Genomic DNA, 24,029 nt, shown 5'->3' on the forward strand with positions numbered 1-24,029 from the left:
CGGCCGCGTGCGGATGCGGATGGGGTTCCACTGGAAACCTGTCTTCGTTCGCCGGCGCACGCCTCACGGCGACGTGGGGGCCTGCCCGGCTTGCGGGCACGTCATCACCGACCTCGACGGCGAGCCGATCAACCCGGTCGAGCTGGAAGCCGAGGAGTCCCGCCGCAAATGCAGCCACTGCCGTGCACCGCTGTGGTCGTTGATCCGTCCCAGAGGTCTGTCCGCCAGCGACCAGTCCTCGACCGTGCTCAAGGCGCTGAAGCGTATTCCAACCATCGGGGAAGTCACCGCGCAGAAGCTGATGCAGAAGTTCGGCGACGCCTTCCTCGCGTCGATGCTCGGGGACAATATCCACGAGTTCATCAACCTGATGGATGGCAACGGCGAGCTGGTCTTCTCGGACCGGCAAGCCCATCGCATGGAACGTGCGATGGCCAACATGGAGTTCGGCTTCGGCGAGGGCGGCTACCAGCCGTCCGAGTTCATCAAGAGGCAGCTTCCCCAAGGCACGTTCGACCTGCTCATCGCCGACGAGGCGCACGAGTACAAGAACGGCGGCTCCGCTCAGGGCCAGGCCATGGGGGTGTTGGCGGCCAAGGCGCGCAAGACGCTGCTGCTCACCGGCACACTGATGGGCGGCTACGGCGACGACCTGTTCCACCTGCTGTTCCGAGCCCTGCCGGGGCGGATGATCGAAGATGGCTACCGGCCGACGAAGAACGGCAGCATGACGTCGGCCGCGATGGCGTTCATGCGCGATCACGGGGTGCTCAAGGACATCTATTCCGAGAGCACCGGCACGGCGCACAAGACAGCCAAGGGCACCAAGGTATCGGTGCGCACGGTCAAGGCGCCGGGTTTCGGTCCCAAGGGCGTGCTGCGTTGCGTCCTGCCGTTCACGGTCTTCCTCAAGCTGAAGGACATCGGCGGAAATGTGCTGCCGCCCTACGACGAGGAGTTCCGCGAAGTCGCGATGGACACGGCGCAAGCTGCGGCCTATCGCGATCTGGCGGGTCGCCTGACCCAGGAGCTGAAGCAGGCCCTGGCGAAGCGCGACACGACGCTGCTCGGTGTGGTCCTCAACGTGCTGCTGGCTTGGCCGGACTGCTGCTTCCGGTCGGAAACGGTGGTGCATCCGCGCACGCGCAACACCTTGGCCTTCGTCCCGGCTCAGTTCAACGAGCTGGAGGTGATGCCCAAGGAACGCGAGCTGATCGAGATCTGCAAGCAGGAGAAAGCAGAAGGTCGCAAGACCCTGGTCTATTCGGTCTACACCGGCACCCGCGACACCACGTCGCGTTTGAAGGTGCTGCTGGAGCAGGAAGGCTTCAAGGTGGCGGTACTGCGCGCGAGCGTGGATGCCTCCCGCCGCGAAGACTGGATCGCCGAGCAGTTGGACCGTGGCATCGACGTGCTCATAACCAATCCCGAGCTGGTGAAAACCGGCCTGGACCTGCTGGAGTTCCCGACCATCGTGTTCCTCCAGTCCGGCTACAACGTGTATTCGCTGCAGCAGGCCGCCCGGCGCTCATGGCGCATCGGCCAGAAGCAGCCGGTGCGCGTGGTCTACCTCGGCTACGCCAATTCCTCGCAGATGACCTGCCTGGGGTTGATGGCCAAGAAGATCATGGTGTCGCAGAGCACATCGGGCGACGTGCCCGAATCCGGACTCGATGTCCTGAACCAGGACGGCGACTCGGTGGAGGTGGCACTGGCCCGGCAGTTGGTGCATTGAGCGTTGCTGAACTTGGCGGCCCCTTCGGGGGCCGCTTCCTTTTTACAGCAAAGCCCTCGGGCAGCACACAGCGGGGTGACCGCCGTGACGTATGTCATTGCTGCCCTGAAAATTCTGCACTATTCTGTCATAGTTTTACCTAGACTGGCCATCACCATGCCTACAAGTACCAGCGAGGGCGAGATCCTCACCCTCAAGCAGGTCGCAGAGTTCCTGAAGGTCACGGACCGGACGATCTACAGGCTGGCCGCAGCCAAGAAGATCCCCGCGTTCAAGGTTGGTGGGACATGGCGGTTCTCCAAGGCGGAGATCACTGAATGGATTCAGCAGCAAACGCAGGGCGGAAAAGCCGATAAGACGTAACCACAGGAGGATTTGATGACCCAGCAGGCCGAAAGCAGTGAGCAGATGGAGCAATCCCTGATCGACATCGCTGTCGAGAGTTGGCGTTTCTCGCGTCTGTTCGGAAAGGTCGTCAGCAAACTCGATGCGGGTGAGTCGGGCCGTTATGTCAATCAGCTCCGCTACTTCCAGAAGAAGGTCGAGGAGAGCCTCGACTCGAGTGGCCTCAAGCTGGTCAACGTCGAGGGGCAGCACTACGACGCGGGTATGGCGGCATCTGCTTTGAACCTCGGGGACTTCGGCCCTGACGACGTGTTGCTCGTCGATCAGATGGTGGAGCCAATCATCATGGGGCCGAACGGCCTGCGCAAACAAGGCACGGTAATGCTCAGGAAGGTGGAAGCATGAAGTACGTCGGTATCGACCTGGGCACGACCAACAGTGCCATCTGCTCTTTCGACGGCGAGTCGATCCGGCTCTACAAGAGTCCAGAACAGCACGACGTCACGCCGTCGGCCATCTTCATTGACCGGCGTGGCAACAAGTACGTCGGCTCGCGCGCCTACAACAATGCTGCCCGCAACCCCGACAACGCGGCGGTGCTGTTCAAGCGGCTCATGGGTACGAGCACGCCGGTCAAGCTGCCGGCGGTGAACCTCACCATGACACCAGAGGAATGCTCTGCCGAGGTGCTGCGTGCGCTGTACGGCTACCTGCCGGAAGAGATCCGGGGCGATGGCGACACCGGTACCGTCATTACGGTTCCAGCCGCGTTCAACCAGATGCAGAAGGACTCGACGATGGCTGCCGCTGATGCGGCTGGGCTCGGGCGAGTGGCCTTGATGCAAGAACCGGTGGCCGCCGTGATGAGCGTCATGCGGCAGCGAAAGAATGACGGCGTGTTTGTCGTTTATGACCTCGGCGGTGGAACGCTCGACATCGCAATTGCAGAGAGTATTTCCGGTCGCGTGACACTTCTCGCGCACGGTGGCATCGCCATGTGTGGCGGTCGCGACTTCGACCGGATTCTGTTCGACAACATCGTGAAGCCGTGGCTGCTGGAAAACTTTGATCTTCCGGAAGACTTGACGACCAATCCACAGTTCAAGTCCCTGCTGCGTATGGCCACATGGGCGACAGAGAAGGCAAAGATCGAGTTGTCGCAGAAGGAAGAGGCCGTCGTCAGTCTGCCCGAGACCGAACTCGGTGTCCGCGATCAGGCGGGTGAGGAGATTTACATCGATATCACCATTGATCGCAAACGATACGACGGTCTGATCGGGCCGAAGGTGGAAGAGACCATAGTGTCCGCCCGCGAAACCCTCGAAAAGGCTGGATTGAGCCCACACGACGTCGAGCGTGTTGTCTTTGTGGGTGGCCCAACCCACTACAAGCCTTTGCGTGACAAGGTGGCCTTCGAGCTCGGTATCGCGCCGTCCACCGATGTGAACCCGATGACCGCCGTTGCGGAAGGCGCAGCGGTCTTCGCCGAGTCCATCGATTGGGCGTCGCAAAGCCGTGGACGCAAGAGCGCCCGAGGAGCCATCAGCGCCGGTGGCGCGCTTGATCTGTCGTTCAACTACATCGCGCGCACGCCGGACTCGAAGGCAAAGATCGTCGCCAAACTGGGAAGTGCTGCTCCGGCCGGAGTCGAGTTTCAGATCGACAGTCTGGACACCGGGTGGTCCTCCGGACGCATCGCACTGAAGGATGGCGCAGGTATCGAACTCAACCTGACCAAGCCTGGCGATAACACCTTCAAGGTGTTCGTGTTCGATTCCAACGGTGGGCCCGTGTCACTGCGCGAAGACAAGATTGTCATTGCACGCACCGCGGCTAGCATCGATGCAATCCCGGCATCGCATTCCGTCGGCGTGGAAGCGCGCGACAAGGTGGGCGGTCGCTTGAGCTTGGATTATCTCGTTCGTGAGGGCGATCAGCTGCCCAAGAAAGGCAAGAAGACCTTCAAGGCAGGCGAGTCTCTCAAGGCTGGAAGTGCCGGGTCGATCAAGTTCAAGTTGTGGGAGGGCGATATCTCCGACCCCATCAACGACAACCGCTTCATCGGCATGTTCGAGATCAAGGGAACGGATTTCGACGACGGCGTCATTGCCGCCGGTGCCGAGCTGATTTGCGAGTACGAAGTGCTCGACTCTGGCAACATCGTTCTGGAGGTTTCAGTCCCTTCAATCAGCGGTTCGTTCCAGAGCGGGCGTAACTTCTACTCGAGCCAGGAAGGCAAGGTCGACTACACCAACCAGGCGAAGAACATCCAGGAACAGTCGGACCACACCTTGCAGCGGCTCGACGAGATGGCGTCCAAGGTCGATGACCCACGTCTTGAGCAGGCTCGCGAGAAGCTCGAGCAGGCGAGCACTATCAAAACTGACGAGGCCGACCCCGAGACGGCCAAGCAGGCGATGGATCACGTTCAGGAGGCCAAACGGCTGCTGGCGCTGACCCGCAAGGAGCATCTGAAGGACATTCGCCAGCTGGAACTGGACAAGGCAGTCGATTTCTTCGACAAGGTGGTGCGCCAGCACGCCAGACCCACCGAAGCCTCGTCTTTCGACAACTTGGTCAAGACGGCGCAGCGCGCGATTGACAACAACAGTGGCGACTTCGAGTCGCACCTGGATGATCTGCGCAGTCGCAACTTCATGATCCTGTGGCGTCAGGACTGGTTCGTCATCGAGCGCTTCAAGTGGCTGGCCGAGGATACCTACCTCTTCCCAGATGCCCGCGAGCATGCCCAGCTGGTGGCTGCGGGAGCGGAGGCGTTGAAGGCCAATGACATCGACAAGCTTCGTGCCGTAGTAGCTCATCTCGACTCCATCCGCATCGGTTCTGCGGGTGAAGACGACATGCTTGCTGGCGCGAACATCGTGCGGAGCTGACCCATGGCACTCGATGCGTGGCTTCCCATCGGTTTCAAGTTGCCCGACGGTGCGAAGGCGCGCGTCGCCCTGTTTGAAGGGGCAGACTGGCAGATCCTTGAGACCCAAGGCGGTGGGCGGGCGCTCGTCGTACGCGACGCACTGGCGGATCATTGGCTAGATGCCGGGCTGATCGATGACGGGACCTTCAACGCCTTCCAGTTCGGCGATCAGCAGCTTAGGTCCATCTCCTGCGGTCCGAGCCAGACGCTGTGCCCGGTCAGCGAGGCGAAATCACCCGACACCAAGGCCGAGGCGCTCGCCTTTGCTCTTGCGTTGAAGGCAACACGCGATATCGATACGGATTCGGCGCTCCAGGATGCGCTCTACGTTGAGAAGATCACGCGGCTGCTGCCAACCTACAGCATCAGCTCCAGAGCTGGCGATGACGTCGTGCTCGGCTACTGGCTGACGGGCGGCACCAGCATTCCGGCCACTTCCTTCCGCCGTCTCCGCCAGACCATGAGCTGGCTGGGCGCGAGCCACCTGAAGGATGTCGTGCAGGCGGCAGGCTTCGAAGTCGCGGAAATCATGCCGCTGGAGCGCAAGCCAGCGGCTCCTGCCGAAAAGACGGAAGTTGCTCCCGTCGAGAAGGTGGAGAAAGTCGAACGCGCCGAGCCGGAGCCCAACAAGGTCTTCGAACTCGCCGGGCGTCCCGAACTTGCGACCTTCTTCAACGAGCACATCGTCGACATCATTCTGCACCGCGACCGCTACAAGGCGCTCGGTATCGAATTCCCATCAGCCGTGATCCTGTACGGCCCTCCAGGCACCGGCAAGACCTTCGCAGTCGAGCGACTGGTTGATTTCCTCGGGTGGCCAAGCTTCCAGATCGACGCATCCAGCGTGGCCAGCCCGTACATCCACGAGACCAGCAAGAAGGTCGCACAGGTGTTCGACAAGGCGATGGAAAACGCGCCATCAGTTCTCGTGATCGACGAGATGGAGGCGTTTCTTGCTGACCGCGAAATGGGATCGGGCCATCACCGCGTCGAAGAGGTGGCTGAGTTCCTGCGGCGCATCCCGGAGGCCGTGAAGAACGAGGTATTGATCATCGCGATGACGAACCGAATCGACATGATCGACCCCGCCATCCAGCGCCGGGGACGCTTCGATCATGTCATCAAGGTGGACTTTGCAAGCGAGCTCGAGGTGCTGTCGCTGCTGGACAAGCTGCTGTCAGCTTTGCCGAAGGAGTCAGACGTGGACTCCAAACCGCTGGCGCAAGAACTCGCTGGACGACCGTTGTCCGACGTTGCTTTCGTTGTGCGGGAAGGTGCAAGGCTCGCAGCACGCTCTGGCAAGGAAAGGCTGGACCAGGCCAGTCTGCTGGCGGCTTTGCGCACGACACCTGCACGGGAACGTGAAGGCGGCGAAAAGCGGCGCATAGGATTTATCTAAGGAAGGTCTGAAAAAGACTTCCCGAATCTGGTGAAATACGCCTATCCCGCCAGCCGAGTTTTTCCATGAAGCAGATGACCTTCGCCGACGCCGAGTACGCCGGCAAACGCAAGCAGACCCGTAAGGAATTGTTCCTGATCGAGATGGATCAGGTGGTGCCGTGGAAGGGATTGATTGCCCTGATCGAGCCACACTACCCAAAGGGTGAAGGTGGTCGTCCAGCCTATCCGCTGATGGCCATGTTACGTATCCATCTGATGCAGAACTGGTTCGGCTACAGCGACCCGGCCATGGAAGAAGCGCTCTACGAGACGACCATCCTGCGTCAGTTCGCCGGGCTGAGCCTGGAGCGCATTCCCGACGAAACCACCATCCTCAACTTCCGTCGCTTGCTGGAGAAACATGAGCTGGCAGCCGGCATCCTCGGCGTAATCAATGGCTACCTGGGCGATCGCGGCCTGTCGCTGCGCCAGGGCACTATTGTCGATGCCACACTGATCCACGCGCCCAGCTCGACCAAGAACCAGGACGGCAAGCGTGACCCGGAAATGCACCAGAGCAAGAAAGGGAACCAGTATTACTTTGGCATGAAGGCGCACGTCGGTGTGGATGACGAGTCGGGGCTGGTGCACAGCGTGGTCGGCACGGCGGCAAACGTGGCGGATGTCACCCAGGTCGACAAACTGCTGCATGGTGAAGAGAACGTCGTCTGCGCCGATGCCGGCTACACCGGCGTCGAAAAGCGCCCCGAACATGCTGGCCGCGAAGTGATCTGGCAGGTCGCAGCACGCCGCAGCACCTACAAGAAGCTCGATAAACGCAGCGCCCTGTACAAAGCCAAGCGCAAGATCGAGAAGGCCAAGGCACAAGTGCGAGCGAAGGTCGAGCACCCGTTTCGAGTGATCAAGCGCCAGTTCGGTTACGTGAAGGTGCGCTTCCGTGGCCTGGCCAAGAACACCGCTCAGCTGGTGACGCTGTTCGCGCTGTCGAACCTATGGATGGCGCGCCGACATTTGCTGACTACCGCAGGAGAGGTACGCCTGTAATGCGGGAAATGGCTGCTGCGAGGTGCTCGCGGCGGCCAAAAACGGAGAACTGAGCGGGTTACCTGGTCGATTTTGATCGACGGCCCGCTTTCAAAAGCAGCGAGGGCTGAAGTCGACCGGAAATACAGGGCTACTTCAGACCTTCCCTAAGGGAGACAGTGGTGGCAGCGGAGGAAGAAAACAACAAGAAAAATGAAGGCAAGGGTTTCGCCGGCCTTTCATCGCTCGTGTCCGACGTGGACACGACACCGCCCCCTCCTGCACCCAAGACAGAATCGGCCGGCTCGACGAAATCCACCGAACGCCCAGACTCGGAAGCTCCTCGACCGCAGCAGCCGACTCAGCGTCAGGCGTATCAAGAGCCTCCGCAACCGTCTTCTGGCTCGTCTGGGGGCAAATGGATACTGGGCATAGCTGCCGTCGTTGGCCTGCTTTTGCTCATTGGCCAGTCCAACAAGAACACTCCGTCTCCGTCTCCGTCTCCGTCTCCGTCTCCGGCTCCCGCTCCCGCCTACTCACCGCCCGCGCAGAGTGCAGCGCCGAGCTATTCGCCGCCTGCTCCACCGCAAGCCCCCTCCGGGCCACAAGAATCAAAGCCGCCAGTTGGTCAGGACTTGGTGTTTTCAACGGCTCAGATTCGGTATTGCCTGGCCGAAGACATCCGCATGGAGGGCGCGAAGGCCGCTCTCAACAACTACAGCGACTCCGATGTCGATCGTTTCAATGCCATGGTGGCTGACTACAACAGTCGCTGTGGCCGTTTCCGCTATAGAAGCGGTGCTTTGGAGAGCGCACGCCGAGACGTTGAGCCGTATCGGGGTCAACTTCAGGCAGAAGGAAGGAGCCGATTCGCTCGCGATCCATCCACTGGCTCCCTGTCGGCACCAGCAACGGCGCGTCCTGTTGCGGATGAGACGGTACGTGCCGTTCAGCAGAAGCTCAATGAGCTTGGCTACAGCGCCGGCCCCGCCGATGGGCTGATGGGAAGGGGCACTCGCGCCGCCATCATCGCTTTTCAGCAAGACAGAGGCCTGGCTACAACTGGCGTAGCAGACCAGACGTTGCTGTTTCAGCTTCGGCAGGTTCCTTCAGGTTCCGCTCGCGGTTCGGGTGTCAACGCCCCGGTCGTCCAGGACCCCCCATCACGATCTTCGCCATCCGCGACTGCACCACTGTTCGTTCCTCCAACGCCAAGCGTGCAGAGATCAGGCCCTCCAGCCAATTCCTGGGTGTCAGGCTCGAACTGGTATTGCAACGATGGTTACAAAAAGGTCGGCAACAGTTGCGAGAAATTGAATGTGCCTCGTAATGCTTGGGTGTCCGGCTCCAATTGGTACTGCAATGATGGATTCAAGAAAGTTGGAGACCAATGTGAAGCTCTCAACGTTCCTGCTAATGCTTGGGTGTCGGGCTCAAACTGGTATTGCAATGATGGCTATCGAAAGGTCGGCGAGCGCTGCGAGAGGCTGAATGTTCCTCAAAACGCTTGGGTTTCGGGGTCTAACTGGTATTGCAACGATGGATTCCGAAAAGTTGGAGACCAATGCGTAGCGCTCAACGTTCCTGCTAACGCTTGGGTGTCTGGCTCCAACTGGTACTGCAATGATGGGTATCGAAAGGTTGGCGAAAAGTGCGTTTCCGTCTACGAGCGATGAGTGAGTTCTGGAATGGCAATTTGTTTTAAATGTGGTTCAGAGAAGTCAGGTGCATTGCTCGCCTGCGGTGCTTGCGGAACCACTCCTCGATTAAACAGCGAGCTGGCTTTGTCACTCGTGCTTACTGATCACCTCTCGTCGAAAACGCAGCTGGCACATTACAGCCACGAGCTTCGCAATCATTTGAAGCTTTCCGTGCCAGCTGATGCTTTGGCTCAGGCGCAAGAAGCTTTGAAGGACCCGCAGCTTATGGCGATGCTTGGTGCTCAACCGGCATCAGACGCATCTGCGAAGCCCGTGCCAACAACGGCATCTTCCCGCCCAGTTGCTGCACCTCCTGCGCAACTGGCCAGGAATTCCCCATCTCCGCGAGCCCGAGTTCAACGCACACTGAAAACAACCGCACTCCATCAGACGCCCTTCGCGATTCTCGGTGTGACCACCCGCGACGACCGCAGGCGAATCGTTGAATTGGCTGAAGAGAAGTCTTTGGAGCTGGACCACGATGTCTGCCAGAAGGCACGCTCTGATCTAACGAATCCACGCACCAGGTTGAGCGCGGAGATCGCATGGCTTCCCGGCGTTTCTCCGCGAAAGGCATCCCAGCTCGTTGAAAACCTGCTCCATGATCCTATGGCGGTCAGGGAGGAGTCTGGCTTGCCCACGCTTGCACACTTGAATTTGCTTGCCGCCGCCTTCGAGGCGGTGGATAGCGAACACGATGCGGAAGATCTGGCGAGTTTCATTCAGGAGGTTGCTTACCTCGTGGATGAGATCGATCCCGAAGATGTCTTGCGCGACATCAATGAAGACCGTGCCGTCTCCGGCTTCCCGGAGGTCCGGGCACTCGACCAAATCGAAGCCGAACTGGCGGAACGTAAACGGTACTATCGCAGCGCCATCAAGGACGCCCTCGACAGGCTGCCACCGACGACGCTTGTGCAGGTCATGACGGACACGGTGGAGGAGGTTACGTTGGGCGGCGAGGATCACGCGCCCGAACTGATCGATGACCTCGTCGATAGCTACGAAGTGGAAACCCAGGGCTTTCTTCAGAAGGAAGCTGAGAACGTCCACAAGCTGATCAAAGCCGCCCGTGACTCGGCGAACTCGGGTGAAGCTGCCGTCAAGCCGTATGTGGACAAGCTTGATGCCGTGGCACGTAATTGGGACAAGGTCGCACAGCCTATCCAGCTGAGTGCCAAAGCGCGCGGCATCGATCATGAAGCAAGCCGTGACCTGGCCTACGAAATACGTAGCCTCGCCATCGACCTGTTCAACACGCATGACATGTTGACGCAGTCCCAACGGCTGACTGGCCTGCTTCAAGAGTTGTTTGCCGAGCTACCTGAAGTGTCTGAGCGCGTTGAGCAGGATGCAGATGCGCTTGCCGATATCATCCAAGAGCGGAAGCAGGCGGTAGCACGAAGAGACGAGTGGGCGCACGAGATAACCTACCGCGCTGAAATTGGTGTGATGTTCAAGGACACCCTGAGCATTTCACCCGATGGCATCTCGTGGAAAGGACAGAGTTTTTCTCTGGACTCGATCACTCGAGTTCGCTGGGGTGGCGTGCGCCACTCCGTCAACGGCGTGCCGACGGGGACGACCTACACCATTGCCTTCGGAGACAAACGCTCTGAGGCGGTTGTCGAGCTAAAGAAAGAGGACATCTACAGCAAGTTCATCGACAAGCTTTGGCGAGCCGTGTGCGTCCGCCTGCTGGGTGAGATGCTGGAAGCGCTGAAGGATGGGCGGGACCTGTACTTCGGCGACGCACTCCTTCACGACGATGGCATCACCTTGGTGAAGCACAAATTCCTGGGTGCCAATGAAAGGGTGCGGTGCACGTGGGGGCAGGTGCAGATATGGAATGCTGATGGATCGTTCTGCATCGGGTCCAAGGACGACAAGAAAACCAATGTCGGCATTTCCTACATTCACGTCGCAAACACGCACATCCTGGAGCAGCTCATTCGCATGGCTTTCAAGAAGCCCGGACTGCGCCGACTGAGCGAACTGCTGCAATGACGTAATCCATTCGACTTTGGGGGCAGCTTATATGGGATTTTTATCAAACCTCTTCGGGGGCAACAAAGAAGACAAGGCGTTACGAGAGGCGCTTGCGCACATCCATCGCATCCTGGATGACGAAAAGTTCCAGTTGGAGCTCGTTCATCCAATGATGAAGGCGATGCTGGAATCTGCGCCTGCCTACGACAAGGACCCGAACGGTTCTGGGCCATTTGGCTTTACTGAGACGAACCCGATCCCGGTTAACGGGCCTATCGGTCAACTGGCATATCTGTCCAGACTCGAAACGCAGTCGGGGCAGCGCATCCTTTTTCATCGCCTCGGGGCCATCGATAAAGTGGACGTGTTCGAGGCCGTGACATTCGACGGAAGCGGATGGTTCATCTTTTTCGTTGACCTCTACCATCCACGGCGCTCGCGCCTGACCCCAGACGGCTTCCGATTCACGAAGGATGTCGCGCAGTTCTCCGGCTTCCACAAGTTCTGCGAGAACTTCCCATACGATTTCGTCGAGAAGAAGGCCTCAGAGCGGGAGTCTGGCTTGAGCATGGCGTACATCGCCATCAGCAAGGTGTCCGACCAAATCCAGAATCGTGTTTTCAACAGGCCACTGGCCCATAAGGCCAAGCTCGACCTCGTGAAAAGCCGCTTGTCGAGCTTCCAGACCCAATAGGCGATGGTCATGAAGAAGACCCTGCTGGCCACGCTTGCCGCATTGATGACCCTTCAGGCCGGGCCAGTTCTGGCTGAAAACTATGAGGTGAGCCTGACCCGCAAGGGCAGCAACGTTTACAAGATCGACGGCAAAGACATCATCATCCAGACGCGCTACTGCTACGTGTATGCCTACTCTGAAGAGGCCATTTTCAAGGCGTCCGGCTACGGCGGAGAGCTAATCTTCTTCGACAGCAAGGACAAGTGCGATGTGAAGGCGGTTTTTGGTCTGTCGAAGCAGAAGGCTGGTAAGTACGTGGTGACGGTCAGTCGTGAAGATGATGATTGGTACGAGGTCCTCGGAACAGATTCGTACATCAAGACATCGACCTGTCTCTCCCTTGCGCTCGGCGAAGAAGCCTACCTGACAATTTCGGCTTCTGGGTTCGGACAACTTCGCTTCGAAGACGGAGACGACTGTATGGTCGAAGGCGTCTATACGAAGCTGCGGCTTTGAAGAGGAGATGAAGAGCCGTGGCTGCTGACGACAAACAAAATGGAAACGCCAAAGGCTTCTCAGGCCTTTCGACACTTGTTTCGGATGTCGACGAAGGCAGCCCAGCCGGCGAGTCCACGCCACAAGTAACTCCGCCGCCCAACCCCGCTCCGATTCCCGAAGCGCCACCCAGACAGGCCGAGGAAGCGCCGTCTGCCTCAATTGTTCCACCGCCATCCAAATCAAAGAGCGACGGCTCATCAGACGCGGCCACCGGTAAATGGATGGTCGGTATCGGCTTGGGCATCGGGCTTCTGCTCATTGTCTTCGTCAACTCGACCAAGAACGAGCCCACCCGCTCGGCGACGGCACCAGTTGCTCAAGCCCCCGTCACCGCGGCCCCCTCCTATCCACCGCCAACTGTCGCGCCAGTCACGCAGAATCGGCAGGCTGCCCTGGAGACAGTTATCCAGCAACGCGCGGCTGCGGAGTCGGTGAACGTGCTTGGTCAGCAGGTCCTGTTCTCCAATCCAAGTGGCTATTGCACGCCGGGTAAGTCGGCGCGCGAAGTCGAGCTCATGGACTTGGCTAAGCGTTCCCTCGCAGAAGGTTCGCGCCTCGTGCACGCAGCAGTCCGTTGCTCCGAACTGGAGGACTACCGAGCGGGCCGCAGGGACATGCTGGATCACTGGCTGCAAATCCAACTTATCGGCCCGAAGGGGAATTTCCAGCGAATCGAGATGCCGCGAGAGGCGTTCCTTTCCGGCCTTTCCAAGTCGACTCCCCGGGTGAATTCCGCCGAGCTCAATCGACGGCTGAAAGCGTCGTTCGAGAATAGCGACGTCGCCCTAACAGACATGAAGTTTGAACCGATTGGGCGGGACGGGAACGCGGTCTATTTTTCCATGCGGATGAACATGAGCGTTGGGGAAAGCAGCCGACCAATTTCGGGAATCAGCGTAATAACGCTCCTGAACTCCCTGCCGCTCTCGATCAACGTTTATGAGGGAACCGGTTCACCACAGAGCCGTGGCCAACTGCAAGCTGTCCAGCAGGAGTTGCTGAACAGCCTCCTCACCGAGAACTGATGATGAACAATTCCAGAACAATATTCTTCGCCCTGTGCTTCTGCTTGTTGGCTGCGGTCGCCATGCCGGTGGCCGCGCAGTCAGCCGGTTACACCAAGCTCAACGTCAAAGGGCGGGTCCAGCTTGAAGTGCCGGGCGACTGGACGATCAGTGATGCCGAACAGCGCAGGCGTGTCAAGGAATTCAGCGAAAAGATGACTGGCGTGGCTATTGATCATGTGGCCTCGCTATCGGTGCAGTCCTATCCAGCACCCTCCCGGGTGTTTGTCCGGGTGTCGTTCATTCCAATGGAACCGCCACTTACTCAAGCAGACGTTAGGCAGGAGGTTCAGGCCAATAAGCAGCAGGTGTTGAGAGATTTGGCGGAAGTCTGGCGCGAAGAGTCTCCAACGATGTGGGCGGGGATGGCGAAGTATGGAATGAAGGAGGTCGGACGCCCCAGCTTTGCCGTTGAACCCATTGGAGGCCAGACCGCCCTGATCATTCGCTATGGACGCACATCATCCGTCAACTCGGCAGAGACGATGAGAGTAGCCCAGTACCACGTGCCGCTGGGCGCCGAAAAGGCATTGATCACTCTTTCGTACATTGAAGGTGATCAGCAGGCAATCGCGGCCCACAACCGACTGAAGAGCAGCATCGTGATTCGATAAGAAGAAGAGGAACAGCCAATGGCCTACGTAGATCCCAACGCGCCGTCGCCAACCTCCGGCGACTACGCCAAAAGCTCAAATTCGCCCGTCGATCAAAGCAAGACCTTTCTTGGAGGGCAGCATCACCCGTGGAGGCGGTTGTTTGCGCGCACGGTTGACATCTGCACAGCGGGATTCGTGCTGTTCCTTCTCTTGATATTTGCTTTCAGCGCGACGATGCCAGAGCAGGCGGCGGGCTTCGCCAGGGCAATTGAAAATCCAATCATCGCCAGTGTCGTGTTGTATCTGATCTGGCTACCCGCCGAGGCCTTGCTTCTCTCTTTGTTCGGGACGACTCCTGCAAAGTGGCTGTTCGGCATCCGGGTCGCACATCCTGGCGGCGATCTGCTGACCTTTTCAGAGGCGCTGAACCGCTCATTTCTTGTCTTTATTCAGGGTGTCGGTCTGGGCATTCCGTTCGTCGCATTGTTCACGCAACTGTTTGCGTATCGGCGGCTCACGAAGACCGGCACGACCCTGTGGGATACATCCGCCAACGCAGTGGTGCTCCATAAAAAGTGGGGAGTGTTTCGCGCGCTTGTGTGTACCGCCGCCGTCTTCGCCGTGCTGATCCTGATCAGCGCATTGAACGCGGCAGGAAAGTGATAACCAACAGGGGAGGAACCCATGGCTTACGAAGACCCGAACGCGCCGTCGCAGCCGCAGACGCCCGCACCCGCAACGACACCAGTCGCTGCACCTGAAAAGAAGTCCGGCTCGTGGGACTGGCTGTGGCCGTCCATCGTGGCGGTGATCATCGTCAAGCTGTTCGGTCTCGTCGGTGGACTGGTCACCTTTGGCTGCTACTACTGGCTCAAGCCGAAGCTGGGAACATGGGGAGCTGTCGCTGTTTCAGGTGTCATTGGCGTCGTTGTCGCCATTGGCCTCCTGGCGATGATTCGATGACCCCTGTCTTCCGTCTATGTGAGAAAGAGCGTTGCCCTGCCTCCCACCGAGCTGCCAGCCCCGGCAGCACTTTCCAGCCTCTATAGATCCATCGTCGCAGTTCCTGCCCAGCAGCGAGCCAGTCACGCTGGCTGATTGATATGTGCCCCTCCCTTGGGAAATGGGGCGCCGCGCGTTTCGGATTTTCGGCATCCCGCGCAGCACGTTTCTGCAAAGGTGAAGGCATCCCGTCACCGTGGGGTGCCACATGCTGCCGTCTCTGCCTCGTTTCCTCTGCATCTTCGCCGTGCTCAGCGGCCTACTGCCCGGTTGCACGACGACACCGGCCACCCCTGATCAGTTAGAAGCGCCACCCGACGAGATAGCTTCGGTGGTGGACCAGGGGCTGGTTCCGGTGGCCCGCTACGGCCGCTACACCCTGGTCGAGCTGGTGCCGGAGCCCGCGCAGCGTGATCTCTTGCAGCAGGCGGTGGAGGTCTCGATTCCGCCCATGCTCGATGCCAGCGTGGGCGACGCCATGCGCCATGTGCTCCTGCGCTCGGGCTACCGGCTCTGCGATGCGGCCGAGGCCGCCACGCTTTACGCGCTGCCGCTGCCTGCCGCACACCTGCGCCAGGGTCCGCTGATGCTGCGCGATGCCTTGCTGACCCTTGCCGGCCCCGCCTGGGAGCTGTCGGTCGATGACTTGACTCGCCAGGTCTGCTTCAGCCGGCGCGGTGCTCCCGCCTTCCTTTCCGCCAACCCGCCCGACACCGCCACGCCCGTGCCGGACGCCGACCGGCCCGAGGAGCTGCAGCCATGACCTTTCCCCAAGCGTCATCCGAGCGCGATTCCCGCACGCGCTGGCTCAAGATCTCCGCGGCCTTCTGGCTGCTGCTCATCAGTGCCGTGGCACTCATCAACAGCGTCGGCTTGTCGCGGCTCGCCGAACAGACCCAGAGCAGCGCACAGGATGCGCAGGTCAATGCGCTGGTCCTGCGCGTGGCCGATCTCGAACAACAGGCCGATGCGGACAAGCGCCGGCCGGCGCCGATCAGCCAGGCCGAATTCGCCACCGCGCGGCAGGCGCTGGACGAGCGGATGACGCGCCTCGAAGAGGCCGACGAGACGAGGGCCTTGGCCGTCGTCCTGCAGACGCTGCAGGCGCGCGTGAGCGGAATCGAGACCCGCCTGGAGAAGGCCCGGCAGGTGGCGTCCGCCGCTCGCCCGCGCGCTCCGGTTGCGACGAAGCCCAAGGTGCCGGAGCCGCCGTTCCGGGTGCTCGGCGTGGAGCTGCGGGGAGGCGAGCGCTTTCTGTCGATCACCTCCACCGCCGCGGCCTCGCTCGCGGGCGCCCGGCTGCTGCGTGAGGGCGATGCCGAGGGCGGCTGGCAACTGCAGTCCATCGAGGCGCAGGCGGGCGTGTTCCAGGTGAACGGCCAGACGCAGCGCATCGCGGTGCCGTAGGAGGTGTCATGACCCCCACGCTCACTTCGTTCGCTGCCCCCCGAGGGGGCTTCAGCCTCCTTGAGGCGGCTCGGCGGAGGCTGACCATGATCCTGCGGTCGTTGCTCGCTGCCGTCGTCCTGTTCGCCGCCTTCGGCGCATCCGCCCAGCCGGCCCCGGTGACGAACTCGCGCATGGTGCCCGCCCAGGTGCAGCCGGGCGCCGATGCCGCGCTCGACGAGAGACAGGCGCGGGAGTGGGGGCTTCGCTCCGAGGAGTGGGCACGTTACCGGCAACTGATGCAGGGGCCGCTCGGGGTCTATTCGCCCCAGCTCGATCCGCTCACGGCGCTGGGCATCGAGGCCCGCAGCGAGGAGGAGCGCAGGCGCTACGCGGAGTTGCAGGTGCAGGCCGAGGCTCGGCGCGTCGGCAAGACGCTGGCCTACCAGCGGGCCTACGACGCGGCGTGGCAGCGCCTGTTTCCCGGCCAGCCGCGCGTGAGCCTGCCCGGCGCCAAGGCGCAGGGTGCCGGCAACACCGGCTCCGGGCGCCTGGCCGTCTTCGTCAAGGCCGACTGCGCACCGTGCGCGCAGCGCGTGCAGCAGTTGCAGGCGGCTGGCACGGCCTTCGACCTCTACATGGTCGGCAGCCGTCAGGACGACGCGCGCATCCGGCAGTGGGCCACCCAGGCGGGCATCGATCCGGCCAGGGTGCGCGCCCGCACCATCACGCTCAACCACGATGCCGGGCGCTGGCTGTCGCTGGGCCTGCCCGGCGAGCTGCCAGCCGTGGTGCGCGAGGTGAACGGCCAATGGCAGCGGCAATAGGTGCTCCGGGCCGGGAGCGTCGGCCGTCCCGCATCGCCATCCGCTGCGCCAGCGCCATGCTGCTGCTCACCACCGGCGGCTGGGCATTGGCCGCCCTGGCGCGGGAAGTGCCGCCGCCGGCCTATCAACTGGCGGCGCACCGTGCAGACGTGCCGGCGGCGGTGCTGTACGCGGTGGCCTTGCAGGAGAGCGGCGCCATGCTGCGCGGGCGCCTGATCCCCTGGCCGTGGACGCTCAACGTCGCCGGTTCGCCACAGCGCTATGCCACCCGCGCCGAGGCCTGCGCGGGGCTGCACCGTGCCCTCGCTCACACGCCGGCCAATCGCATCGACGCCGGCCTCGGCCAGGTCAATCTCGGCTACCACGCGCATCGCTACACGCAGCCCTGCGAGCTGCTGGACCCGTACCGCAACCTCGCCATCGCTGCGGAAATCCTGCGCGAACAGCACACGCCGGGCGAGGACTGGCTGCTTGCCATCGGCCGCTACCACCGGCCCGCCGGCGGGGCACCCGCGGCGCGCTACCGGCGCAGTGTGCATCGGCACCTGACCCGCGTGCTCGACCCCGACGTTCCCGTTCCAACCCTCCAGGCCACCACGCCATGAACCACATCGTCCTCATCGCCACCATCGGGCTGCTGCCCACGACCACCATCTTCGCCCAGACCGTCTCCGGGCCGCTGATCGTCGTCGAAGACTGCGGCGGCGACTCCGCGCTGCCGTACTACCAGTCGCTGAATCCTCAGCCGGACCAGGCCACGCCGCCGGCCCCGATGCCAGCCCCTCACGTGGGCAACGCGGCCGATGCCGAAGCCGCCATGCTGCCGGTGCGCTCGACGCAGCTGTCGCCGGGCGAGGTGCAGCGCCGCGTCATCCGGGCGCCGGGCCTGACGGCGCTGTTCCTGATCGGCGACGACGAGCGTTCGCGCGCCTGGCTGCGGCAGCGGCAGGCGGCGCTGCGAGAGCTGCAGGCCGTGGGCCTGGTGGTCAACGTGGAGTCGGCGGCGGCACTCGCAGAGCTGCGCCGCCTGGCGCCCGGCCTGACTCTCTCGCCGGTCTCCGGCGACGACCTGGCCCAGCGCCTGGGCTTGCGCCACTACCCGGTGCTCATCACGTCCACCGGCGTCGAGCAGTAGGTGCGCAAATGGCCCAACCGCATGCGGTCGAGGTGCTGCTGCGGCCAGCGGTGGAGCTTTATACCGTGGCGGTTTGCACCGGCGCCGCGATTCTGTGCCTGGTGGCACCGTGGTCGCTCGCGCTGAACCCGCTGTTCGGCCTGGGCGCGGCGCTGGCTTTCCTGACCTTCGGCGCGATTCGTCTGCGCGATGCCTGGGCCATCCTGAGCTATCGCCGCCACATCCGCCGCCTGCCGCGCTACGTGATGACCAGCCGCGACGTGCCGGTGAGTCAGCTTAGGCTGTTCGTCGGCCGAGGCTTTCGCTGGGAGCAGCGGCACACGCACCGGCTGATGCAGACCTACCGGCCGGAGTTCCGCCGCTACGTCGAGCCGACGGCGATCTACCGGGCCGCCCGGCGGCTGGAGGAGCGGCTTGAGTTCGCGCCGTTTCCCGTCTCGACGCTGGCGCGCGCGTTGGCCTGGGACAGCCCGCTCAACCCGGCGCGACCACTGCCGCCGGTCGGCGGACTGCCACGCCTGCATGGCATCGAGCCGCACGAGGTCGACGTCACCCTGCCGCTGGGCGAGCGCGTCGGCCACACCCTGGTGCTGGGCACCACGCGCGTGGGCAAGACGCGGCTGGCCGAGCTGTTCATCACCCAGGACATCCGCCGCAAGGTCCGCGGCGAGCACGAGGTGGTGATCGTCTTCGACCCCAAGGGCGATGCGGACCTGTTGAAGCGCATGTACGTCGAGGCCAAGCGCGCCGGGCGCGAAGGCGAGTTCTACGTCTTCCATCTGGGCTGGCCGGACATCTCGGCGCGCTACAACGCGGTGGGCCGGTTCGGGCGGATCTCCGAGGTGGCCACGCGGATCGCCGGGCAGCTCTCCGGCGAAGGCAACAGCGCCGCGTTCCGCGAATTCGCCTGGCGCTTCGTCAACATCATCGCGCGCGCCCTGGTCGAGCTGGGGCAGCGGCCGGACTACCTGCTGATCCAGCGCCACGTCATCAACATCGACGCGCTGTTCATCGAGTACGCCCAGCACTACTTCGCCAAGAACGAGCCGAAGGCCTGGGAGGTCATCGTCCAGCTCGAAGCCAAGCTGAACGACAAGAACATCCCGCGCAACATGATCGGGCGCGAGAAGCGCGTGGTGGCCCTCGAACAGTACCTGTCCCAAGTGCGCATCTATGACCCGGTGCTCGACGGCCTGCGCAGCGCCGTGCGCTACGACCGGACGTACTTCGACAAGATCGTCGCTTCGCTGCTGCCGCTGCTGGAGAAGCTCACCACCGGCAAGATCGCGCAACTGCTCGCACCGAACTATTCCGACCTGTCCGACCCGCGGCCGATCTTCGACTGGATGCAGGTCATCCGCAAACGCGCGGTGGTCTACGTGGGGTTGGATGCGCTGTCCGACGCCGAAGTCGCGGCGGCGGTGGGCAACTCGATGTTCAGCGATCTGGTCTCGGTCGCCGGCCACATCTACAAGTTCGGCATCGACGACGGGCTACCCGGCGCAGCGGCGGGCGTCAAGATTCCGATCAACGTCCACGCCGACGAATTCAATGAACTCATGGGCGACGAGTTCATTCCGATGGTCAACAAGGGCGGCGGTGCCGGCGTGCAGGTGACGGCCTACACGCAGACCTTGAGCGACATCGAGGCGCGCATCGGCAACCGTGCCAAGGCCGGCCAGGTGGTCGGCAACTTCAACAACCTGTTCATGCTGCGCGTGCGCGAGACCGCCACTGCCGAGCTGCTGACGCGACAACTGCCCCAGGTCGAGGTGTACGCCACGGCGCTGATGAGCGGCGCCACCGACAGCTCCGATCCGCACGGCAATACCGCGTTCACGTCCAACACCCAGGACCGCATCAGCAGCAACAGCGTGCCGTTGATCGAGCCGGCGCATGTGGTGGCGCTGCCCAAGGGGCAGTGCTTCGCGCTGACCGAGGGCGGCAACCTCTGGAAAGTCCGCATGCCGCTGCCTGCGCCCGACCCCGACGAAGCCATGCCGAAGGATCTGCAGGAGCTGGCCGGCTACATGCGGCAGCACTATGTCGAGGCAGGAGACTGGTGGGAGAACCAAGGCATCCCCGGCCTGCAGGACAAGGCGCTGCCCGACGACCTGCTGGACGACTTCAAGCGGATGGCCGCCGCTGAAGAGGCCGAAGCATGAGCGATCCGGCCGTCGCTGCCCAGCGCCAGCAGCAACGACAGCAGGGGCTGATCGCCGGCCTGGTCACGCTGCCGTTCCGCTTCTTCGGCGTGCTGTGCGGCGCGCTGCTGCTGTGCATCCTGATCGAATGCGTCGGCATGCACTTCTTCTGGCCCGAGCAGGGCTGGCGCCACGCGCAGGGCATGCTGCACTACGAGCTGGATCAGCTTTCCACGCATTTCACCCGCAGCGCGCTGGTGCAGGAGCCGGGGCGCACCGCGCACCGGCTGGTCGAGCAGGGCTACGACTGGCTGTTCGTGAAAAGCGGTCTGCTGGACTGGATACGCGACGCCTCGGCGCAGGCCAGCGCCGGCAGCCATCGTCCGACCAAGGATTTCCGCTACTACATCGGCTTGGTCTATGTGAACGTGGAGAGCTACCTGATCGCGGCGGCCTATACGACGCTGGTCTTCCTCGTGCGGCTGCTGGTGCTGTGCCTGACCCTGCCGCTGTTCCTGATGGCCGCCTTCGTCGGGCTGGTCGACGGCCTGGTGCGCCGGGACATCCGCCGCTTCGGCGCGGGACGCGAGTCGGGGTTCATCTATCACCGCGCCAGGGCCAGCCTGATCCCGCTGGCCGTGCTGCCGTGGGTGACTTACCTGGCACTGCCGGTCAGCGTGAACCCGCTGCTGATCCTGCTGCCCAGTGCCGCATTGCTCGGCGTGGCGGTGTGCATTGCGGCGGCGACGTTCAAGAAGTATCTGTAGCTGCCCTGCGCCAGGTCAGGTGAACGAAGCCATAGCAAATACGTTTCAAGCAATCTTCTTTTGCCTGTCTCGCAGAGACGCGGCCCAGTCCTTCAAAGCCTGAATGTCCTGAAAGAGATCAGTAGGTGGTGGCGGCGCGGCATTCCTACCGCTGGATGGATCGTGTGCGTCAACAATGTCGCAGCACTTCTTGAATCCGGCGGCGAAAGCATCGCAGTCAGCCTCGGTGAGCGCACTGACCTTCTTCAGGTCCTTGGCGTTGATGTAGTCCCTGTGGCGTTGAATAACGCGGACGAAAGCGATGTCCTCCAGGCCGCGCTCCCATGTGGCGCGCAGCGCGTTGTAGAGCTTTGCCACCTCAACGGCGTACTCGTCTTCCTGGTTGTTGTCATGCAGCAGCTTTGCCGCACGTGCCGCCTTCTCCAGCTTGTCGATGCGATCTTCGACGCTCTGGGCCTTCCAGGGTAGGCCGTCGGCCACCATACCGGCTCCCGCGGCGCCACGACTGAGCGTCGTGAGTCGCACTGCCCGCCCGGTCTTCATCGCGTGGTCATTCAGATCGTTCACGAACACCAGATCATGCGTGAAGACAATGACCTGACGGTTCTCCGCTTCTTCCACGAGACGCTTGGCCACCTGCCCACGCCAGCGATGGTCCAACGAGGACACCGGGTCATCGAAGACCAGAGCAGAGCGGTGCATCGCGGTGGCAAGCTCGGTCATGAAGGCGGCTAGCGCCACGCAGGTCTTTTCCCCTTCGCTCAGTATTTCGTGGACCTTGGCATCCGGCTTGGCGAAGAGGCGCACCTGATACTGCGGGGAGCCGTACTTGCCGCCGGAGCGCACGATTTCGACGCGAACCTTCGACGCCGCAAGCCGGACAATCTCTTCCTGAAATCTGTCGCGCAGCCGAGGCGTAATCACGGTGTCGGCAATGTCATTGCCCATCTTGGTGATGGTGTTCGTCGCTGTGTCGCCCGCACACTCGGTCAGAAACCGGATGGTCTTCAGCCGCTGGATTTCGTCAGTGACGACCGGCAGCATGCCGGCGAGCAGCGCCCGGTCGCTCAGCTCGGCGAAATCGGCTTCGAGCTTCTTACGTTCATCCGCGTCAGCGGACTTGCGCAGCTCGGCGGCGTAGTTGCGGATCGTGGTCTGAAGCAGGCTGAGATCAGGCAGCGGCGACGGTGGAACGGACGGAAGCTGTACCTCGCCGTTTCCGCCCAGGGCTTTGAGCAGCACGTGGCGCCGCAGCCGGGCTGCGGCGATGAAGCGGCGCGTCTGCTGCTGCAGCACTTCATTCTGGAGGCCCAGCTCGTCAAGACTGGCCTTCACCGCCCGCGTGCCGATTGCCCCGCCAGCTATGGTCTGACGTGCGGCCTGAGCTGCCTTCTCTGCCTCGCGTGCCAGCTGTTCCGTGTCCTTCTGGATGAAATCCTCGAAGCGTGCCATCCGTGCACGTGCCTCAGCTTCCAATGGCTGCTGGCAAAGCATGCAATGCGCGTCTTCTGCCGACGGCGGAAACGGCTGTCCAGGGTATGCGATCTCCGTCGAGTAGCGTCGGGCGGAATCCCAAAGTGCCCGCCACGTCTCGCCGCCGACGCCGGCAAGGGGTTCGCCCGTGAAGGCCTTCTCTGCGGCAAGACGTGCAGCGTCCCGTTTCGACCGTGCGTCCCTGGCGAGGGCAGCGGCCGCCAGCAGTTCCTCATCGGTGGTTCTGGCTGCAACGCTGTTTACCGCGGTAATCAGCCGCATGACGTTGTCGGCTTTGACGGTCTGTTCCGCCGCTGCCTTGGCCGGATTCTTCGACAGGTCTTCCCGCAGACGCTCAAGACGGGCGCTTTCGTCTGCCGAAAGCGCCGCCAGCGCTTCGATCTTCTTTGCGTCTGTGTTGGCATTCAGCGCGGCAAGCGCCTTCCCCACGGCCGTGGTGGCCTTCCAGGTCGGCGCCGCAAAGATCGGATTGCGGGCCTTCTCAAGCTGCTTCTGCTCAGCTGCGAGGGCATCCTTCACCGCCTGACAGGCTGCAGCAAGCTCATCCGGTACGTCCAGACCGAAGGGCCGGAATGCAACCTCGTTCTTCTCGCGGATATGCACTGAGGCGCAGTCGCTATCGAACACGCTCACTGCAGACAGCGTTGCATGCGGATTTGCGCCGTTCTGCCACTGTTCGACCGGCTGCGGCACACCGCCGACCCCGTACTCGATGTTCGCGCCGACGCGCTTCGGGGGCTGATCGGCATACACATTGGGTTCGATCTTTCCGGCATGCCTTGCACGACATGCGCGCTTCAGGATGCGTGCGTAGCCGGACTTGCCCGCACCGTTGTCGCCGTAGATGATCGTGATTCCATTCGGCTCCAAGCCGAGGGTCTGACCGGCGGCAAGGTTGTTCACGCCGGTCACGTCGGCGATCGACAGAAGCGATACCGCAGCGGTCTGACCGGGGTTGGCCGGGAGGTGGGCCTTCTCCAGCGGTACCGCTTTCAGCGCGCCTACGGGTGCACCTTTGCCCTGTTTGCAAAGGTCCACGAGTTCGCCGATATCGGCGTCCGTCAGACGGCCGTTTGCGATGATGCGGCGCAGGGCGTCACGCTGCCAGAGTGGACGATCCTTTGACCAGTCCAGAATCGTCTCCAGGACGGTCTTCTGCTGTGCGGCGGGTTTCTGCATTTCTTGTTCCTCTTCCCTGCCGGTTCATCATGCCCGCGAAGCGGCGAATCTCCGCCTCCTGGGTGCCGCGCCG

General features: G+C 62.2%; 21 protein-coding genes and 1 pseudogene. 20 read left to right on the forward strand and 2 right to left on the reverse strand.

Annotated features, from left to right (window positions below; translation table 11 throughout):
- The 13 genes from N5K27_RS25640 to N5K27_RS25700 all read left to right on the forward strand — a co-directional run.
- The coding region (locus N5K27_RS25640; protein WP_279820151.1) for a DEAD/DEAH box helicase at positions 1-1,735 on the forward strand (1,735 nt) is incomplete at its 5' end.
- 75 nt (positions 1,736-1,810) lie between these two features.
- On the forward strand, positions 1,811-2,098 hold the full coding sequence (locus N5K27_RS25645; protein ID WP_343928355.1) for a helix-turn-helix domain-containing protein: 288 nt from the start codon (positions 1,811-1,813) through the stop codon (positions 2,096-2,098).
- Positions 2,099-2,113: 15 nt separating this feature from the next.
- On the forward strand, positions 2,114-2,485 hold the full coding sequence (locus N5K27_RS25650) for a hypothetical protein (protein WP_138411749.1): 372 nt from the start codon (positions 2,114-2,116) through the stop codon (positions 2,483-2,485).
- Positions 2,482-4,974 (forward strand): Hsp70 family protein, encoded by a 2,493-nt coding sequence (locus N5K27_RS25655; RefSeq protein WP_279820155.1) that lies wholly within the window; start codon positions 2,482-2,484, stop codon positions 4,972-4,974. The genes N5K27_RS25650 and N5K27_RS25655 overlap by 4 nt, the downstream gene beginning before the upstream one ends.
- 3 nt (positions 4,975-4,977) lie before the next feature.
- On the forward strand, positions 4,978-6,414 hold the full coding sequence (locus N5K27_RS25660; protein ID WP_279820158.1) for an ATP-binding protein: 1,437 nt from the start codon (positions 4,978-4,980) through the stop codon (positions 6,412-6,414).
- 65 nt (positions 6,415-6,479) lie between these two features.
- On the forward strand, positions 6,480-7,460 hold the full coding sequence (locus N5K27_RS25665) for an IS5-like element ISPa16 family transposase (RefSeq protein ID WP_279820160.1): 981 nt from the start codon (positions 6,480-6,482) through the stop codon (positions 7,458-7,460).
- 1,655 nt (positions 7,461-9,115) lie between these two features.
- Positions 9,116-11,146 (forward strand): hypothetical protein, encoded by a 2,031-nt coding sequence (locus N5K27_RS25670; protein ID WP_279820163.1) that lies wholly within the window; start codon positions 9,116-9,118, stop codon positions 11,144-11,146.
- A gap of 31 nt (positions 11,147-11,177) precedes the next feature.
- Complete coding sequence (locus tag N5K27_RS25675) at positions 11,178-11,822, forward strand: hypothetical protein (RefSeq protein WP_175224022.1); 645 nt, start codon at positions 11,178-11,180, stop codon at positions 11,820-11,822.
- Positions 11,823-11,831: 9 nt separating this feature from the next.
- Positions 11,832-12,320, forward strand: coding sequence for a hypothetical protein (locus tag N5K27_RS25680; protein ID WP_019751259.1), 489 nt, complete (start codon positions 11,832-11,834; stop codon positions 12,318-12,320).
- A gap of 17 nt (positions 12,321-12,337) precedes the next feature.
- Positions 12,338-13,387 carry a hypothetical protein gene (locus N5K27_RS25685; protein WP_279820169.1) on the forward strand — a complete coding sequence of 350 codons (1,050 nt, stop codon included), beginning with the start codon at positions 12,338-12,340 and terminating at the stop codon, positions 13,385-13,387.
- Complete coding sequence (locus N5K27_RS25690; RefSeq protein WP_279820172.1) at positions 13,387-14,040, forward strand: hypothetical protein; 654 nt, start codon at positions 13,387-13,389, stop codon at positions 14,038-14,040. The genes N5K27_RS25685 and N5K27_RS25690 overlap by 1 nt, the downstream gene beginning before the upstream one ends.
- Before the next feature lie 18 nt (positions 14,041-14,058).
- Complete coding sequence (locus tag N5K27_RS25695; RefSeq protein ID WP_279820174.1) at positions 14,059-14,685, forward strand: RDD family protein; 627 nt, start codon at positions 14,059-14,061, stop codon at positions 14,683-14,685.
- A gap of 21 nt (positions 14,686-14,706) precedes the next feature.
- Positions 14,707-14,985, forward strand: coding sequence for a hypothetical protein (locus N5K27_RS25700; protein WP_033980423.1), 279 nt, complete (start codon positions 14,707-14,709; stop codon positions 14,983-14,985).
- Here the strand turns inward: N5K27_RS25700 and N5K27_RS25705 are convergent.
- Positions 14,939-15,121, reverse strand: a pseudogene (locus N5K27_RS25705) (hypothetical protein); the annotation flags it as partial. The gene N5K27_RS25700 and the pseudogene N5K27_RS25705 overlap by 47 nt on opposite strands.
- A 111-nt stretch (positions 15,122-15,232) precedes the next feature.
- Between N5K27_RS25705 and N5K27_RS25710 the strand changes: the two are divergent.
- The 7 genes from N5K27_RS25710 to N5K27_RS25740 all read left to right on the forward strand — a co-directional run bounded on the left by N5K27_RS25710 (position 15,233) and on the right by N5K27_RS25740 (position 21,283).
- A complete protein-coding gene (locus tag N5K27_RS25710) occupies positions 15,233-15,787 on the forward strand; it encodes a PilL N-terminal domain-containing protein (RefSeq protein WP_279820179.1) in 555 nt (184 codons plus the stop codon).
- Positions 15,784-16,431, forward strand: a complete 648-nt coding sequence (locus N5K27_RS25715; protein WP_279820182.1) for a hypothetical protein — start codon at positions 15,784-15,786, stop codon at positions 16,429-16,431. The genes N5K27_RS25710 and N5K27_RS25715 overlap by 4 nt, the downstream gene beginning before the upstream one ends.
- A gap of 86 nt (positions 16,432-16,517) precedes the next feature.
- Complete coding sequence (locus tag N5K27_RS25720; protein WP_014819590.1) at positions 16,518-17,237, forward strand: TIGR03759 family integrating conjugative element protein; 720 nt, start codon at positions 16,518-16,520, stop codon at positions 17,235-17,237.
- The gene (locus N5K27_RS25725; RefSeq protein WP_011805428.1) at positions 17,222-17,842 is read left to right on the forward strand and encodes a lytic transglycosylase; all 621 of its coding nucleotides are present in this window, start codon (positions 17,222-17,224) and stop codon (positions 17,840-17,842) included. The genes N5K27_RS25720 and N5K27_RS25725 overlap by 16 nt, the downstream gene beginning before the upstream one ends.
- Positions 17,839-18,372, forward strand: coding sequence for an integrating conjugative element protein (locus N5K27_RS25730; protein ID WP_279820185.1), 534 nt, complete (start codon positions 17,839-17,841; stop codon positions 18,370-18,372). The genes N5K27_RS25725 and N5K27_RS25730 overlap by 4 nt, the downstream gene beginning before the upstream one ends.
- An 8-nt stretch (positions 18,373-18,380) precedes the next feature.
- Positions 18,381-20,537, forward strand: coding sequence for a type IV conjugative transfer system coupling protein TraD (traD, locus tag N5K27_RS25735; protein ID WP_279820216.1), 2,157 nt, complete (start codon positions 18,381-18,383; stop codon positions 20,535-20,537).
- Positions 20,534-21,283, forward strand: coding sequence for a TIGR03747 family integrating conjugative element membrane protein (locus tag N5K27_RS25740; protein ID WP_003141008.1), 750 nt, complete (start codon positions 20,534-20,536; stop codon positions 21,281-21,283). Before traD ends, N5K27_RS25740 begins: the two co-directional genes overlap by 4 nt.
- A 45-nt stretch (positions 21,284-21,328) precedes the next feature.
- Here the strand turns inward: N5K27_RS25740 and N5K27_RS25745 are convergent, their stop codons facing one another.
- The gene (locus N5K27_RS25745; RefSeq protein WP_279820219.1) at positions 21,329-23,956 is read right to left on the reverse strand and encodes an AAA family ATPase; all 2,628 of its coding nucleotides are present in this window, start codon (positions 23,954-23,956) and stop codon (positions 21,329-21,331) included.
- Positions 23,957-24,029 lie beyond the last annotated feature (73 nt).

The sequence above is a fragment of the Pigmentiphaga sp. GD03639 genome, from assembly GCF_029845405.1.
Lineage (GTDB): Bacteria > Pseudomonadota > Gammaproteobacteria > Burkholderiales > Burkholderiaceae_B > Pigmentiphaga > Pigmentiphaga daeguensis.

What these genes read in the sequence shown, in the direction of transcription:
- N5K27_RS25650 (WP_138411749.1), top strand. Translation starts at nt 2,114, where the DNA reads ATGACCCAGCAGGCCGAAAGCAGTGAGCAGATGGAGCAATCCCTGATC.
- N5K27_RS25655 (WP_279820155.1), top strand. Translation starts at nt 2,482, where the DNA reads ATGAAGTACGTCGGTATCGACCTGGGCACGACCAACAGTGCCATCTGC.
- N5K27_RS25660 (WP_279820158.1), top strand. Translation starts at nt 4,978, where the DNA reads ATGGCACTCGATGCGTGGCTTCCCATCGGTTTCAAGTTGCCCGACGGT.
- N5K27_RS25665 (WP_279820160.1), top strand. Translation starts at nt 6,480, where the DNA reads ATGAAGCAGATGACCTTCGCCGACGCCGAGTACGCCGGCAAACGCAAG.
- N5K27_RS25675 (WP_175224022.1), top strand. Translation starts at nt 11,178, where the DNA reads ATGGGATTTTTATCAAACCTCTTCGGGGGCAACAAAGAAGACAAGGCG.
- N5K27_RS25680 (WP_019751259.1), top strand. Translation starts at nt 11,832, where the DNA reads ATGAAGAAGACCCTGCTGGCCACGCTTGCCGCATTGATGACCCTTCAG.
- N5K27_RS25690 (WP_279820172.1), top strand. Translation starts at nt 13,387, where the DNA reads ATGATGAACAATTCCAGAACAATATTCTTCGCCCTGTGCTTCTGCTTG.
- N5K27_RS25695 (WP_279820174.1), top strand. Translation starts at nt 14,059, where the DNA reads ATGGCCTACGTAGATCCCAACGCGCCGTCGCCAACCTCCGGCGACTAC.
- N5K27_RS25700 (WP_033980423.1), top strand. Translation starts at nt 14,707, where the DNA reads ATGGCTTACGAAGACCCGAACGCGCCGTCGCAGCCGCAGACGCCCGCA.
- N5K27_RS25710 (WP_279820179.1), top strand. Translation starts at nt 15,233, where the DNA reads ATGCTGCCGTCTCTGCCTCGTTTCCTCTGCATCTTCGCCGTGCTCAGC.
- N5K27_RS25715 (WP_279820182.1), top strand. Translation starts at nt 15,784, where the DNA reads ATGACCTTTCCCCAAGCGTCATCCGAGCGCGATTCCCGCACGCGCTGG.
- N5K27_RS25720 (WP_014819590.1), top strand. Translation starts at nt 16,518, where the DNA reads ATGATCCTGCGGTCGTTGCTCGCTGCCGTCGTCCTGTTCGCCGCCTTC.
- N5K27_RS25725 (WP_011805428.1), top strand. Translation starts at nt 17,222, where the DNA reads ATGGCAGCGGCAATAGGTGCTCCGGGCCGGGAGCGTCGGCCGTCCCGC.
- N5K27_RS25730 (WP_279820185.1), top strand. Translation starts at nt 17,839, where the DNA reads ATGAACCACATCGTCCTCATCGCCACCATCGGGCTGCTGCCCACGACC.
- traD (WP_279820216.1), top strand. Translation starts at nt 18,381, where the DNA reads ATGGCCCAACCGCATGCGGTCGAGGTGCTGCTGCGGCCAGCGGTGGAG.
- N5K27_RS25740 (WP_003141008.1), top strand. Translation starts at nt 20,534, where the DNA reads ATGAGCGATCCGGCCGTCGCTGCCCAGCGCCAGCAGCAACGACAGCAG.
- N5K27_RS25745 (WP_279820219.1), bottom strand. Translation starts at nt 23,956, where the DNA reads ATGCAGAAACCCGCCGCACAGCAGAAGACCGTCCTGGAGACGATTCTG.